Origin of the sequence: Streptomyces sp. NPDC014870 (genome assembly GCF_043081505.1) — a bacterium.
Lineage (GTDB): Bacteria > Actinomycetota > Actinomycetes > Streptomycetales > Streptomycetaceae > Streptomyces.
In genome coordinates this window covers 21,961-35,872 of sequence record NZ_JBIBWQ010000004.1, presented here as the reverse complement: position 1 = coordinate 35,872, position 13,912 = coordinate 21,961, and the positions used below count along the sequence as shown (strand labels likewise).

Sequence of the window (13,912 nt, the reverse complement as noted above, 5' to 3'; positions counted from 1 at the left end):
ACGAGAAAAGGCTCCTGACCTGCGATATCGCAGGCCAGGGGCCTGAGGGGCAGACGAGTCGGGCTGTACGCCGGGTTCTGTTCCCCGGGACCTCGCGGTCGTCGGGGCGACGGCCATCCATCTAGGGCCGGCGTTGCCGCCGGCCTCGTGCGGTCTACCCGCGAACTCGGGCGGGCAGCCCTCGGTCGTTCGCGCAGAGTCGTCCGGGGACGACCCCTCTTGACCTTGCTCCTGGTGGGGTTTACCTAGCCGCCTGAGTCACCTCAGGCGCTGGTGGTCTCTTACACCACCGTTTCACCCTTACCGAGGACCGAGGTCCCCGGCGGTCTGTTTTCTGTGGCACTGTCCCGCGGGTCACCCCGGGTGGCCGTTAGCCACCACCTTGCCCTGTGGAGCCCGGACGTTCCTCGGGAGGATCCGAGGATCCCCACGCGGCCGTCCGCCCGGCTCGTCTGCCGTGCCGACCATGCTACCCGCCGCGCCCCGCCCGCCCGACCCTCGGGGACCCGCGTCGCGTCCGGTTCACGGGGCCCCGCGCCGCGTCCGCTTGACCTTGTCGCAGCGTCAGGGTTTGTACTGGGCTCATGCGAATCGGAGAGATCGCCGCCCTCGTCGGGATCACCCCGCGGGCCGTGCGCCACTACCACCACCTCGGGCTGCTGCCCGAGCCCGTCCGGCGGGCCAACGGATACCGCGAGTACGGCATCCGCGACGCCGTCCTGCTCGCCCGGATCCGGCGCCTGGCCGAGCTCGGTCTGGGCCTGGACGAGGTGCGGGACGTGCTCGCCGACGACGAGGGGCGCGAGCTGGTCGAGGTCCTGGAAGAGCTGGACGCCGATCTCGGGCGGCAGGAGGCGGTGATCCGGGCCCGCCGGGTGCGGCTCACCGAGCTGCTCGGGGAGGCGCGGGCCGGGCGGCTGACCGCCGAGGGACCGGTCTCGCCGGAGCTGGCCGAGCTGTTCTCGGGCCTCGGCGAGGTGCCGTCGGAGTCCCCGATGGCCGCCAAGGACCGGGAGATCCTCACCCTGCTCGACACCGTCGCGCCCGACGAGGAGCGCGCGCGGCTCATCGGCGCCATGCGCACCATGACCGAGGACCCGGAGGCCGTGGCACGCGCCCACGACGTGTACGCACGGCTCGACGCCCTGGCCGACGCCACGCCCGACGACCCGCGCGTGGCGGAGACGGGTCAGGCCCTCGCCGACCTGCTGCCGGACGCCCTGGCGGACCAGCTCGGCGAGCAGGGCGGCGTACCGGGCGGGCGGCTCGCGGAGGCCTTCTTCGGCGACTTCTCCCCCGCCCAGTCGGCCGCCGTCCACCACGCCCTCCGACTGGTCGCGGAGCGCGCGCGATGACCGCCCTGATCCGACTCGTGCGCGCCGTCTCCTACGTCTTCCTCCCCGCCGAGGTCGTCCTCCTCGTCCTGCTGGTCTCCGGGGTACGGATACCCCCGGCCGCCCTCGCCGCGGCCGAGCTGGTCGGCCTGGTCCTGTTCGCCGTCGGCGCCGGCGTCTTCGTACGGCTCTGGCGACGCGCGGGCTCCGCCCGCCAGGCCCTCGGGGAGCTGGTGCCCGAGCCCGTGCTCCGGATCATCGGGCACGAGCTGCGCCTGATGACGAGCCTGGCCCTCTGGGTGGGCCGACGGCGCGTCGGCGTACGCGCCGGCGACCGGGCGTTCGGGCACGCCCGCGACCAGGCGGCCCTGATGTACGGCTTCGCCTTCGTCTGCCTCGTCGAGACCGTCGGGATGTCGTACCTGCTGGCCGACTGGCCCGTCGTCCACGCGATCGTGCTCGTCCTGGACGTGTACACCATCCTGTTCGTCCTCGGGCTGCACGGCGCCTCCGCCGTCCGCCCGCACGTCCTCACCCCCGACACGCTCCGGCTGCGGCAGGCGGCGCACGTCGACATCAGCCTTCCGCTCGACCGCATCGCCTCCGTACGGCACGAGCTGGTCTTCACGCACGAGAAGAAGAAGGAGGGGGAGCTGAACCTCGCCGTCGCCTCGCAGACCTCCCTCACGATCGAGCTGACCGAGCCCTTCGACGCGCCCAGGTTCTTCGGCGGCACCCGGCCGGTTCGGATCGTGCGCTGCCACGCCGACGACGCCCGGGCGCTCCACCGGGAGCTGACGCGCGCCGTCGCGCCCATCACGTGACCCGCGCGGGGCCGACTACGGGCCGGTTCCACCCGGGCTCACTCCGGCACGTGCTCGAAGAGGACCTTGTCCCTGTCCGGGTCCGCCGGGTCGGCCTTCGTCAGCTTCGCCTTCACCGGCATCCCCTGTCGCATCGTCTGCGTGCTCTTCACGGTGCCGACCACGGCCGGGTCCTTCAGGTGCACGACGCCTCTCCGGCCCGCGCTGTCCCTCACGTCGATCACGAACCCGTCGAATACCTGGCCGACCCGGTCCTTCAGGAGCGCCGCCTCGACCACGTCCATGCTCTGCCGGTCGGCGTCCTTGCCGCGCCCCCTCGCCATGTCGGCCGGCAGCGTCGCCAGCGCGTCCTCGACCCACGCGGGTGGCGCCTGGCCCGCGGCGGCCGCGAGGCATAGTTCGCCCACGTAGCGGTCGACCAGGCGGCGCAGGGGCGCGGTGCAGTGGCTGTACTCGTCCGCGATGGCGGAGTGGACCAGGGAGTCCGGGAGATGGCCGCCCTCGAAGTGGAGGTACGCGGAGTTCTCGAACAGGCCGGTGGAGGCGTCCATGAGGAAGGCGGCGTGGCGGGGGTTCGCCGGATCGAGCGAGCGGATGAGCTGCGCGTACGAGACGTGGTGCGGCCAGTCGATCTCCAGTGCCTGCGCGGAGCGGCGCAGCTTGTCGACGCCGTCCGGCGTGGCGCCGAGGGTGCGCAGGATCCCCGTGCCCGCGGCGATCATCAGATCGGCCGCGGCCATACCGGTGAGCAGGGAGATCTGCTCGTTCCAGCCGTCGACCCGGCGCGGGGCCCGGTAGACGAGGGTGTACGAGTCGCCGGTCTCGACGACCTCCTGTTCGGGGAGGTCTAGGGAGACCCCGCCGCGTTCGACCTCCAGGGTCTCGCGGAGCGTGCCCACCGTCTTGAGCAGGGCGAGCGGTTCCTCCGCCGTGCCCGCGTCGATCATCTGCTGGGCGCCGGCGTAGTCGAGCCTGCGGATGCTGCGGACGAGGGCACGGCGTACGTCGACGGCGACCTGGTGGCCGGCGGCGTCCAGGTCGAAGCGCCAGAGCAGGGCGGGCGCGGTGTGGTCGGGCAGCAGGCTGGCGGCGCCCTCGGAGAGGACCGGGGGGTGCAGCGGGATCTTCTCGTCGGGGAAGTAGAGGGTCTCGACGCGCTGGTGGGCCTCCTTGTCCACTGCGCCGCCGGCGGTGACGAAGGCGGCGACATCGGCGATGGCGTAGTGGACGCGGTAGCCGCCGCCCGGCCGACGGGCGAGGTGCATGGCCTGATCGAGGTCGCGGGAGTCCGGCGGGTCGATGGTGAAGAAGGGGATGTCGGTGGCGTCGTACTCCGGCAGCCGCGGGGCGGCAGCGGCCGCCTCCGCCTCTGCGAGGACGGCCGGCGGGAAGTTCTTCGGGACCTGCATCCGGTCCCTCAGTTTGCGCAGCGCGGCCCTCAGGTCCTCGGCTGCGCCGGTCACGTGAAGGTGGCGGCGGGGCATGGACCGAGCGTATGGCGCGGGGCGCGGCCCGGCACTTTGTAGGCTGAACGCTCTGGGGCCGCACCCCCAACCCTGGACGTATCTGAAGGAGAACCACCGTGCTCGTGCTGTTGCCGCCGTCGGAGGGTAAGGCCGCGTCGGGGCGTGGGGCGCCGCTCAAGCCGGAGTCCCTGTCGCTGCCGGGGCTCGCCGGGGCGCGGGCGGCGGTCGTGGACGAGCTGGTCGAGCTGTGCGCCGCCGACGAGGAGAAGGCGCGTGAGGTGCTCGGGCTGAGCGAGGGGCTGCGCGGCGAGATCGCCAAGAACGTCGAGCTGCGGACGGCGGGTGCCCGGCCGGCGGGCGAGATCTACACAGGCGTGCTGTACGACGCGCTCGGCCTGGCGACGCTGGACCCGGAGGCCCGCAAGCGGGCGCGGGCCTCGCTGCTCGTGTTCTCGGGGCTTTGGGGCGCGGTCCGGGTGGACGACCGGATCCCGTCGTACCGCTGCTCGATGGGTGTGAAGCTGCCGGGTCTCGGTGCGCTGGTCGCGCACTGGCGGCAGGCGATGGCGACGGTCATGCCGGAGGCCGCCGGGGACGGGCTGGTCCTCGACCTGCGGTCCTCGGCCTATGTGTCGGCGTGGAAGCCGAAGGGCGAGGTGGCGGCCCGGACCGCGACCGTACGGGTGCTGCACGCGCCGACCCGGAAGGTGGTCAGCCACTTCAACAAGGCGACGAAGGGCCGCATCGTCCGCAGCCTCCTGGAGGCGGGCGCGAGCCCGAAGGACCCGGCGGAACTGGTGGAGACCCTGCGGGACCTGAAGTACGTGGTGGAGGAGGGGAAGACGGGGGCGCTGGACGTGCTGGTGGACGAGATCCACTAGGGCCGGTCGGGTCGGCCGGGCCGGTCGGATCCGACAGGCCCTGTCCGGCCGGTCGAGTCGGTCGGGCCGGACGACGTCGCCCGTTCGGCCCGATTCCTCCCCCGTGCGAGGCGGGTACAGCACGCCCGTCCCTCCCACCTCACGACCGTGGAGAACCCCGTGCCCGACATGAACCTCCCGTACAAGCCCGGCACCCCGTGCTGGATCGACCTCATGGTCCCGGACCAGCAGGCCGCGCTCGACTTCTACTGCGATCTGTTCGGCTGGCAGGGCGAGATCGGCCCGGCGGAGACGGGCGGCTACTCGGTCTGCACCCTCAAGGGCAAGCCGGTCGCCGGGATCATGAAGGCGATGAACCCGGACGGGACGGTGCCCGACCCGCTGCCGCCGACGGTGTGGACCACCTACCTGTCGACGAACGACCTCGACGCCACCGTCACGTCCGTCACGGACGCCGGCGGCACGGTGATGGTCCCCGCGATGGACGTGATGGACCTCGGGCGGATGGCCGTGATCACGGACCCGACCGGCGCCGTCGTCGGCCTGTGGCAGCCCGTCGGCTTCCCGGGCGCGACCCTCGTCAACGAGCACGGCGCGCTCACCTGGAACGAACTCGTCACCGCCGACGTCGCGGCCGCCGCCGCGTTCTACTCCGCCGTCCTGCCGGTCACCACGGCGCGGTCCGAGATGCCCGGCGCCGAGGGGTACGTCGAGTACCAGGTCGACGGCCGCGCGGTGGGCGGGATGATGGACCTCGGCAGCCTCCCGAAGGGCGTTCCGCCGCACTGGCAGGCGTACTTCAGCGTGGACGACGTGGACTCCGTCCAGGCCGCCGCGGTCCGCGCCGGAGGCAGCGTCCTCGCCCCCGCCTTCGACATGGCGGCGGGCCGGATGGCCGTCCTCGCCGACCCGCAGGGCGGGGCCTTCTCCGTCATCAAGGGGTCCGCGCCGAGCGAGTGAGTCGGTGGCGCGTTCCTCTGCCACGACGTGAGGACGCGTGCGAGACACAGGCAGGACGCGCACGCGTTGCACAACATGCAACGCTCGTTGCATAGGTTGTCGCCGGCGGGCAGGATGGGGGCCATGACCTCCGCGCTGCCCGCCTCCGCCTCCGTACTCGACCTCGCCCCCGTCGTCCCGGTCGTGGTGATCGAGGACGCCGCCGACGCCGTCCCGCTGGCCCACGCGCTGGTCGCGGGTGGGCTGCCCGCGATCGAGGTGACCCTGCGGACGCCCGCCGCGCTCGACGCGATCCGGGCCATCGCCGCGGAGGTCCCGGACGCCGTCGTCGGCGCCGGCACCGTCATCTCGCCGGCCGGCGTCGCGGACGCGGTCGACGCCGGGGCCCGCTTCCTGGTCAGCCCCGGCTGGACCGACAGCCTGCTGGACGCGATGCGGGCCTCCGGGGTGCCGTTTCTGCCGGGGGTCTCGACCACATCGGAGGTCGTGGCCCTCCTCGAACGCGGGGTGAACGAGATGAAGTTCTTCCCGGCCGAGGCGGCGGGCGGCGTCCCGTACCTGAAGTCGCTCGCGGGCCCCCTCCCCCAGGCCCGCTTCTGCCCGACCGGCGGCGTCTCCCTGAACTCCGCCCCCGCCTACCTGGCCCTGCCCAACGTCGGCTGCGTCGGCGGTACCTGGATGCTCCCCACCGACGCCCTCGCGGCCCGCGACTGGCCCCGCGTCGAGACCCTCGCCCGCGAGGCGGCGGGGCTGCGCGCCCGCTGACCGGCGGTCAGGTGAGCGTCAGGCCCACGTGGTCGATCACCGGACGGTAACCCAGCCGTTGGTACAACGCGTTGCTCGTGGGGTTGGCCAGGTCCGTGAAGAGCAGGACCTGGGCCGCGCCCGCGTCCAGGGCCGACCGGGTGACCGCCGTGGTGACGGCGCCCGCGTAGCCGCGTCCGCGTCGGACGGCCGGAGTGAAGACGAGTGAGACCCGGGCCTGGCCCGCGACGATCCCCGAGACGCTCGCCATCGACACCGGTCCGGCTCCGTCCGTCTCCCAGAGGTGGAGGCGGCCCTCGGCGACGCGGGGCGCGATGTTCGGGGTGAAGTCGACGTCGGCGTCCTCCCCGATGTCGCGGGCGAAGTGCCGCATCCACGCGACCGCGAGGGGGATGTCGTCCGCGCCCGCCACCCTCGCCCGGCCCGTCGGCGCCGGGTCCGGTGGGGTGAGGTCGGCGAGCCGGTGCAGCCGCATCCGGCGCGTGGTCGTCCACGTCCGGCCCGACACCCGGCACAGCTCCCGCGCGAACGCCTCCGCCGTCTCCTGCTCGCCCCGCACACCCGTCAACCCGGCCGCGTCCGGCAGGACATGGGCGAGGGCGCGCGCCGCCACGGCGGGCATCGGCCCGAGCACCGGCTGGTGGGGCAGGGTGAACAGGAAGGCTCCGGTGACCCGGCCGTCCGGCTCGGTCCACCAGCCGTAGCGACCGGACTCCAGGGGCCGTCGCCGCGCGCCCTCGCCGACGGTGAGGAGCATGGTGTTGCGCGCGGGATCGGCGGCGAAGTGGTCCCCGGCCGCGGCCAGGAAGGTCTCTGCGTCCTCGGTGATGTGCCAGGTCATGGGAACGATGGTGGTACAGCGCCAGGGGGCGGGGCCACGGATTTCCGTGACCCCGCCCCCTGTTCGCGTCTCAGGTCACCTCAGGTGCGAGGTGTCGTTCAGGAGCCGCACGGACGCGTTGCCGTCCGCGTAGTACGCCACCGCCGACAGCGAGGCCGCCGACAGCTCCATCCGGAACAGCGACTCCGGCGGGGCACCGAGGGCCAGCCGGACCAGGGTCTTGATGGGCGTGACGTGCGTGACGAGCAGGACCGTACGGCCCGCGTAGGCGGCGGTCAGCCGGTCCCGCGTCGCCGAGACGCGCCGGGCGACCGTCGCGAAGCTCTCGCCGCCGCCGGTCGGGGCGGCCTTGGGCGAGGCGAGCCAGGCGTCGAGGTCCTCCGCGTACCGCTCGCGCACCTCGGCGAAGGTCAGCCCCTCCCAGGCGCCGAAGTCGGTCTCGCGCAGCCCGGCCTCGACCCGTACGTCGAGCCCCAGGCGGGCCGCGACCGCCTCGGCGGTCTGGCGGCACCGCTTCAGCGGCGAGCTGACGATCTCCTGGATCGTGCCGCGCGCGGCGAGCGCGGCGGCGACGGCGTCGGCCTGCCGCAGCCCGGCGGCGGACAGCTCGGGGTCGGTGCCCCCGCTCCCGGAGAACCGCTTCTCGGGCGTGAGCGCCGTCTCCCCGTGCCGCAGCAGGACGAACGTGGCCGGAGCCCCCATGTCGGCGGCCCCCCAGCCGGGAGCGGCGGCGGCCGGCGGGGAGGCCTGCGCCGACGCCTCCGCCTCGAAGTCGCCGCTCGACGCGGACGCGCGCTCCGCCGCCCCGGCCGCCGCCAGGGCGGCCCGGGCCTGCGCCGCGACGGTCTCGTCGGCGGGGAAGAGGCCCTCGTCGGAGCCGACACCGACTCCCGCGCCCGAGCCCGTACGCGTAACCGCCCCCGAGTCCGTGCGCATACCCGCGCCGGAGCCGGTACCCGCGCCCGCCAGTGCGGCCCTCGCGCGGGCCGCGCCCGCCGTCGCGTCACCGGGCGGACCCGAGGGGGCGGACACGGCGCTCCGGGCCGCCGCGGAGTCGAGGGCGGCCGTGGACGCCGAGGGCTCCCACTGCTTGCCGCGCTTGCCCGCGTCCATCGCCTCGTTGGCCAGCCGGTCCGCGTGCTTGTTCTTCTCGCGCGGGATCCACTCGTAGCGGACCTGGCTCGCCGGGAAGACCCGGGCCGCCTCCGCCGCCAGCGGCTTCATGTCCGGGTGCTTGATCTTCCAGCGGCCCGACATCTGCTCGACGACCAGCTTGGAGTCCATCCGGACGTGCACCTTGGCGTCCGGGAACAGCTCGCGCGCCGCCTTGAGTCCGGCCACCAGGCCCTTGTACTCGGCCACGTTGTTCGTCGCAACGCCGATGTACTCGGCGCGCTCGGCGAGCGTCTCGCCCGAGACCGGGTCCAGGACCACGGCTCCGTAGCCGGCGGGGCCCGGGTTGCCCCGGGAGCCTCCGTCGGCCTCGACGACGACTTCCGTGATGGCCGTCATTACAGGCCGGACTCCGACGTGCGGACCAGGATCCGGCGGCAGTTCTCGCAGCGCACCACGGTGTCGGCCGCGGCCGCGCGGACCTCGTTCAGCTCGGTGATGTTCAGCTCGATGTGGCAGCCCTCGCACTTGCGCTGGTACAGCCGGGCCGCGCCGACGCCGCCCTGCTGCTCGCGCAGCTTCTCGTAGAGCTTCATGAGGTCCGCGGGGACCGAACCGGCCACCAGCTCGCGCTCCTTGCCGACCGAGGCGGACTCGCCGTCGAGTTCGCCCTGCGCCGCGTCGCGGCGGGCGGTGGCGTCGTCGGCCTTGGCCTGGACGGCGGCGGACCGCTCGGTCAGCTCCGCGACCCGCTCGGCGGCGGACTCACGGCGCTCCATGACCTCCAGGACAATGTCCTCCAGGTCGCCCTGGCGCTTGGCGAGCGAGGTGATCTCGCGCTGCAGGTTCTCCAGGTCCTTCGGGGAGGAGACGGCGCCCGAGTCGAGGCGCTGCTGGTCCCGGACGGCGCGCTGGCGGACCTGGTCGACGTCCTGCTCGGCCTTGGTCTGCTCGCGGGCGCAGTCGCTCTCCTCGGTCTGCGCGGCGACGAGCAGGTCGCGCAGCTGCGTGAGGTCCTTGGTCAGCGACTCGATCTCGGCGTGCTCGGGCAGGGACTTGCGCTTGTGGGCGAGCTGTTGGAGACGGACGTCCAGGGCCTGGACGTCGAGGAGTCGGATCTGGTCGGCGGGCGCGGCGTTCAGTTGGGGGCTCCAGGGGAGGTGTGATGGGAGGACCAGGGGTCGGTGACCGCCTTCGAGACGTGGACGCGCAGGTCCCAGCCGTGGCGGTCGGAAATCTCGTCGAGCTGGGCGGCCGCCTGCTCGCACCAGGGCCACTCGGTGGCCCAGTGGGCGGCGTCGACCAGGCCGATCGGGGCGTGCTGCGTGGCCTCGGATACCGGGTGGTGGCGCAGGTCGGCGGTGAGGAAGGCGTCCACGCCCGCGGCCCGTACGGCGTCGAAGAGGCTGTCGCCCGAGCCGCCGCTGACGGCGACCCGGCGCACGGTCATCCCCGGGTCGCCGGCGACCCGGATGCCCTGCGCGGTGGCGGGCAGCCGCTTCGCGGCGCGGGCCGCGAACTCGGCCAGCGTCTCGGGGTGGTCCAGCTCGCAGATCCGGCCGAGGTTGCTCTCGGGGACCAGGGGGCCGGTGATCCGCAGGTCGAGGGCGCCGGCGAGGGCGTCGGAGACGCCGGGGTCGGCGGTGTCGGCGTTGGTGTGCGCCACGTGCAGGGCGATGTCGTGCTTGATCAGCGTGTGCACGACGCGGCCCTTGAAGTGGGAGGCCGCGACCGTCGTCGTACCGCGCAGATAGAGCGGGTGGTGGGTGACGATCAGGTCGGCGCCGAGGGCGATGGCCTCGTCGGCGATCTCCTGGACGGGGTCGACGGCGAAGAGGACACGGCCGATCTCGGCGTCGGGGTCGCCGCAGACGGTGCCGACGGCGTCCCACTGCTCGGCCCGCTCGGGGGGCCAGAGGGCGTCGAGCGCGGCGATGACTTCGGACAGACGGGGACGAGGCACGAGGGAAAGGCTACCTGGCCCCCGCGCCCCGCCGTCCTGCCTGTGGACAACCCGGGAGAGCGCCGCCCGCCGCCCCCTTCCCCTACTTCTTCACGAGGTCCGCGCGCAGGTCGTCGAGGACGCTGTTCGCGGCGGTCACGCCGAGGCCCAGGTACCAGGTCTCGTCCGGGACGTCCTTGGCCCGGCCGGCCTTGACCGCCTTCAGGTTCTTCCACAGCGGGTTGGCCTGGGCGGTGTCGCGCTTGGTGGCCTTCGGGTCGCCGTAGACGCCGGTGAAGATCCAGTCGGCGTCGGCCTGGTCGATCTTCTCGGGGCTGATCTCGGCGGCGAGCTCGTTCACCTGCTGGTTCTTGGGCCGGGGCAGGCCGGCGTCCTCGAGGATCGTGCCGATGAAGGAGGCCTTGGCGTAGAGCCGGATCTTGCCCGGGAGGTAGCGGACCATGGAGATGGTCGGCTTGTTCGGGCCGATGTCCGCGCCGAGCTGCCTCGCCTTGGTCTCGTACGCGGCGAGCTTCGCCTTCGCGTCGGCGGTCCGGTCGAGGGCCGCGGCGTTGAGGAGGTAGTTCTCCTTCCAGGTGAAGCCGGGGCGGATGGAGAAGACGGTGGGGGCGATCTTGGAGAGCTCGTCGTACTTGTCCGCGGCGCGCAGCTGGCTGCCGAGGATCAGATCGGGCTCCAGGTTGGCGATCGCCTCCAGGTTGAGGTTGTTGATCGTGCCGACGGACTTGGGGGCGCCCGCGTCCTTCTGCAGATACGTGGGGATGCCATCGTCCCCCTCCGCGGGGGCGTAGCCGACGGGCTTGATCCCGAGCGAGACGACGTTGTCGAGCTCGCCGACGTCGAGGACGACGACCCGCTTCGGGGCGGCGGTGATCTCCGTCTTCCCGAGCGCGTGGGTGAGGGTGCGCGGGAACTGGCCGGGCGCCGCGTCCGTCCCCATCGCCGCCGTCTTGGCCGCCGCGTCGCCGAAGTCCTTGCCGCCCGTGGCGACGTCCTTCTTGGCGGCGCCGTCCTTCTTCTCCGAGGTGGCGGCCGGTGCGTCGGCGCCGCCTCCGCAGGCCGCGAGGGAGAGCGCGGCGGCGAGGGCGACGGCTGCGGCGGTGCCGCGGCAGCGGAGGGACATGGGGCGACTCCTGTACGGAAGGCGGTGGCGGCGGCCCTGGAAGCCGCCGCGCGGCCGGCGCGGCACGGGGCCGCCACCGGAGTCAGGGGCTCCACTTAGGACCGCCTTACCTTACGCACCACTGATCTCGCCAGCACACCGGGCCCCCTCCCCTCAGCAGAATCGATTCACGGCCACCCTTATGTGTGAAGTGACCGGGCTCGTGTTGTTCGGCAGGAAGTGCGAAAACTAGCTTCGGTGGCCGGAGGTGACGAGTCGATGACAGCCTGTGCCATCGAGACAACGACGGACGACGGCGGCGCGGTGCGGCCGGCGCGCTTCACGATCACGGCGAACGGCGCGTACGCGGCGCGGCTCGCCGGCACGGGGGACGCCCTGTACGCCGAGCGCTGGACGCTGGACGGACCGGAGCCGTACGCCGTACCGCTCCCGCTCGACCAGCCCGAGGAGGCCCAGACCCCGCTGCTTCCGCTCGCGGACGGACGGGTGCTGATCGGCCGCCGCGTGGACGGCCACCGGCACACGTTCTCCCTGCTCTACCCGACGGGCCCGGGCACCGGCCAACTCCCCCTGGGCGCCGTCGAGGCCGAGGAGCTCGTCCTCCTGCCGCCCTCCCCCGACGGCATCTGCGGCTACGCGATGTGCGTCGGCGCCGACACCACCACGATCTGGCTGGTGGCGGGCGGCGCGTTCGGCCCCGAGCAGGTCGCGGAGGTCAAGGGCCGCTGCACGGGCGGCGTCTGGCTGGACCGGACGGGACGGATGCTGGCCCTCGACCGCTGCCTGGACGGCGGTCCGGTGAAGGCGGTCGCCGTCGACCTGGAGCGCGGTGGCGAGGTGACGCCGCTCCTCCAGATCACCGAGGAGAGCGACGACCGGCTACTGCTCGCCGACCCGGACAGCGGACTGCTCCTGATCCGCTCCGACGCCCCCTCGCCGGGCCACGAGCGGCTCGGGTGGGGTGTGCTCGGCAGCCTGCTGCCGATCCGCTTCCCCGAGTGCTTGCGGCTCGACGACGCGGCGGTGACCCCCTTCGCCGTACAGCCGGGGCAGGTACTGCTGCCGGAGAGCTGCGCGGTCGCGCTGCGGATCGACGCGGCGGCCGGGAGCTGGGTCGGCATGTGGCAGCCGGCCGGCCGGCGCATGCACCAACTCGCCGCACCTGCGGGCTGGGTGGCCGGTGCGGGCGTCTGGACGCCGGAGGGGGTGCTGCACCTGCCGTACGCTACGGAGGACACGGCCTGCGGCCTCGCGGGCCTCACGGTCCCGCCGGACCCCGAGCCGGTCGCGGTCACGGTCGAGCCGCGCGTCTGCCGCCCCGTACCGCTCCAGCAGGCTCCGCTCGCCGACCGCAAAGTCGCTGGCTAGACTCTCGGCCGCACGGCAACAGCGATCAATACGGGGTGAGTTCCACCATGTCGGAAGCGCGTACGGACGGCACGGAGCCCGAGGGCTCCGGAAAGCACCGCGGCGAGGCGGCGCCCGGGGAGGACTCCACATCCTCCCCCCACGGCCGCCACCGCCGCGACGCGGAGCAGTGACGAGCGCCGCGCACCACGAGAACGGCCCCGGGGCGAACCCCGGGGCCGTTTCCCTTCTCCGCACGCCGCGATCGCCGGACCCCCAAGGCGGACCACTCGCGCGCCGGACGTCCGACGGCCCGCACGCACGCCGGACGTCCGACGGCCCGCACGCCCCGCTACCCCCGCTTCAGACCGAGCACCTCCGCCGCCGCGAACGTCTCCCCCGCCGGCCGCCCCGCGTAGTGCGGGGACAGCAGCCCGTCCAGTTCCTCGTACGTGAACGCGTCCTTCGCCGTGTCGAACTTCGCCGACACCCTCGGCCGTTCCACGATCGCGACCATCCCGCCGTGGACGACGAGCAGTTGGCCGTTGACGCCGGCCGCCGCGGGGGACGCCAGGTAGCCCACGAGCGGTGCCACGTGCTCCGGCGCCAGGGCGTCCAGCTCACCGTCCCCCGGCTCCGCGAAGCCCGCGAAGACGTCCTCCGTCATCCGGGTCCTGGCCCGCGGGCAGATCGCGTTCGCGGTGACGCCGTACTTGGCGAGCGCGAGCGCCGTCGACGTCGTCAGGCCGACGATCCCGCCCTTGGCCGCCGCGTAGTTCGGCTGACCCGCCGAGCCGGCCAGAAACGCCTCCGAGGAGGTGTTGACGATCCGGCCGTACACGCCGGACTCCCCCGCCTTCGCCCGCCCGCGCCAGTGCACCGCCGCGAAGTGCGTGGTGTTGAAGTGGCCCTTCAGATGGACCCGGATCACCGAGTCCCACTCCTCCTCGCTCATCGAGAAGACCATCCGGTCCCGCAGGATGCCCGCGTTGTTGACCAGGATGTCCAGCTTCCCGAACTCGCCGACCGCCAGGTCCACCAGGCCCCGCGCGGTCTCGAAGTCGGCGACGTCGCCCAGGTGCGCGACCGCCCGGCCGCCCGCCGCCCTGATCTCGGCGGCGACCTCTTCGGCGGGGGCCGCCGACGCCTCGCCTGAGCCGTCCCGCCCCGGCTGGCCGTAGTCGTTGACGACCACGGCGGCGCCCAGGCGGGCGAGTTCCAGCGCCTCGGCCCGGCCGAGGCCCCGGCCGGCTCCGGTGACGATCGCGGACAGCCCCTCAAGAGGGAGTGACATC

General features: G+C 73.5%; 14 protein-coding genes and 1 other RNA gene. 7 read left to right on the top strand and 8 right to left on the bottom strand.

Annotated features, from left to right (window positions below; all coding sequences use genetic code 11):
* Window positions 1-50 precede the first annotated feature (50 nt).
* An RNA gene (gene rnpB / locus ACF09C_RS12690) (RNase P RNA component class A) lies at window positions 51-451 on the bottom strand.
* Window positions 452-584: 133 nt separating this feature from the next.
* Here rnpB and ACF09C_RS12685 point away from each other — a divergent pair.
* Window positions 585-1,355 (top strand): MerR family transcriptional regulator, encoded by a 771-nt coding sequence (locus ACF09C_RS12685; protein WP_392091471.1) that lies wholly within the window; start codon window positions 585-587, stop codon window positions 1,353-1,355.
* On the top strand, window positions 1,352-2,158 hold the full coding sequence (locus ACF09C_RS12680; protein WP_392091470.1) for a hypothetical protein: 807 nt from the start codon (window positions 1,352-1,354) through the stop codon (window positions 2,156-2,158). Before ACF09C_RS12685 ends, ACF09C_RS12680 begins: the two co-directional genes overlap by 4 nt.
* A gap of 38 nt (window positions 2,159-2,196) precedes the next feature.
* Here the strand turns inward: ACF09C_RS12680 and ACF09C_RS12675 are convergent, their stop codons facing one another.
* Window positions 2,197-3,642 carry an RNB domain-containing ribonuclease gene (locus ACF09C_RS12675; protein WP_392091468.1) on the bottom strand — a complete coding sequence of 482 codons (1,446 nt, stop codon included), beginning with the start codon at window positions 3,640-3,642 and terminating at the stop codon, window positions 2,197-2,199.
* A gap of 98 nt (window positions 3,643-3,740) precedes the next feature.
* Between ACF09C_RS12675 and yaaA the strand changes: the two genes are divergently transcribed.
* The 3 genes from yaaA to ACF09C_RS12660 all read left to right on the top strand — a co-directional run bounded on the left by yaaA (window position 3,741) and on the right by ACF09C_RS12660 (window position 6,230).
* A complete protein-coding gene (yaaA, locus tag ACF09C_RS12670; RefSeq protein WP_392091466.1) occupies window positions 3,741-4,505 on the top strand; it encodes a peroxide stress protein YaaA in 765 nt (254 codons plus the stop codon).
* 168 nt (window positions 4,506-4,673) lie between these two features.
* Window positions 4,674-5,465, top strand: a complete 792-nt coding sequence (locus ACF09C_RS12665) for a VOC family protein (protein ID WP_392091992.1) — start codon at window positions 4,674-4,676, stop codon at window positions 5,463-5,465.
* Between the two features lie 123 nt (window positions 5,466-5,588).
* Window positions 5,589-6,230, top strand: coding sequence for a bifunctional 4-hydroxy-2-oxoglutarate aldolase/2-dehydro-3-deoxy-phosphogluconate aldolase (locus ACF09C_RS12660; RefSeq protein ID WP_392091464.1), 642 nt, complete (start codon window positions 5,589-5,591; stop codon window positions 6,228-6,230).
* A gap of 7 nt (window positions 6,231-6,237) precedes the next feature.
* Here ACF09C_RS12660 and ACF09C_RS12655 read toward each other — a convergent pair whose 3' ends face one another.
* From ACF09C_RS12655 to ACF09C_RS12635, 5 genes are all read right to left on the bottom strand, one after another.
* On the bottom strand, window positions 6,238-7,071 hold the full coding sequence (locus ACF09C_RS12655) for a GNAT family N-acetyltransferase (RefSeq protein ID WP_392091462.1): 834 nt from the start codon (window positions 7,069-7,071) through the stop codon (window positions 6,238-6,240).
* Between the two features lie 75 nt (window positions 7,072-7,146).
* Complete coding sequence (locus tag ACF09C_RS12650; RefSeq protein ID WP_392091461.1) at window positions 7,147-8,583, bottom strand: bifunctional RNase H/acid phosphatase; 1,437 nt, start codon at window positions 8,581-8,583, stop codon at window positions 7,147-7,149.
* On the bottom strand, window positions 8,583-9,326 hold the full coding sequence (locus ACF09C_RS12645; protein WP_392091991.1) for a zinc ribbon domain-containing protein: 744 nt from the start codon (window positions 9,324-9,326) through the stop codon (window positions 8,583-8,585). The genes ACF09C_RS12650 and ACF09C_RS12645 overlap by 1 nt, the downstream gene beginning before the upstream one ends.
* Entirely contained in the window at window positions 9,323-10,147 is an 825-nt protein-coding gene (locus ACF09C_RS12640; RefSeq protein ID WP_392091460.1) for a Nif3-like dinuclear metal center hexameric protein, read from the bottom strand. The genes ACF09C_RS12645 and ACF09C_RS12640 overlap by 4 nt, the downstream gene beginning before the upstream one ends.
* A gap of 82 nt (window positions 10,148-10,229) precedes the next feature.
* Entirely contained in the window at window positions 10,230-11,270 is a 1,041-nt protein-coding gene (locus ACF09C_RS12635; RefSeq protein ID WP_392091459.1) for an ABC transporter substrate-binding protein, read from the bottom strand.
* 258 nt (window positions 11,271-11,528) lie between these two features.
* On the opposite strand from ACF09C_RS12635, the gene ACF09C_RS12630 reads away from it, so the two are divergent.
* Together ACF09C_RS12630 and ACF09C_RS12625 are read left to right on the top strand one after the other, a co-directional pair.
* Complete coding sequence (locus tag ACF09C_RS12630; protein ID WP_392091458.1) at window positions 11,529-12,638, top strand: hypothetical protein; 1,110 nt, start codon at window positions 11,529-11,531, stop codon at window positions 12,636-12,638.
* Between the two features lie 47 nt (window positions 12,639-12,685).
* Window positions 12,686-12,811, top strand: coding sequence for a hypothetical protein (locus tag ACF09C_RS12625; protein ID WP_362420998.1), 126 nt, complete (start codon window positions 12,686-12,688; stop codon window positions 12,809-12,811).
* A gap of 158 nt (window positions 12,812-12,969) precedes the next feature.
* On the opposite strand, the gene ACF09C_RS12620 is transcribed toward ACF09C_RS12625, so the two are convergent.
* Window positions 12,970-13,911 (bottom strand): 3-oxoacyl-ACP reductase, encoded by a 942-nt coding sequence (locus tag ACF09C_RS12620; RefSeq protein WP_392091457.1) that lies wholly within the window; start codon window positions 13,909-13,911, stop codon window positions 12,970-12,972.
* Between the last annotated feature and the right edge of the window lies 1 nt (window position 13,912).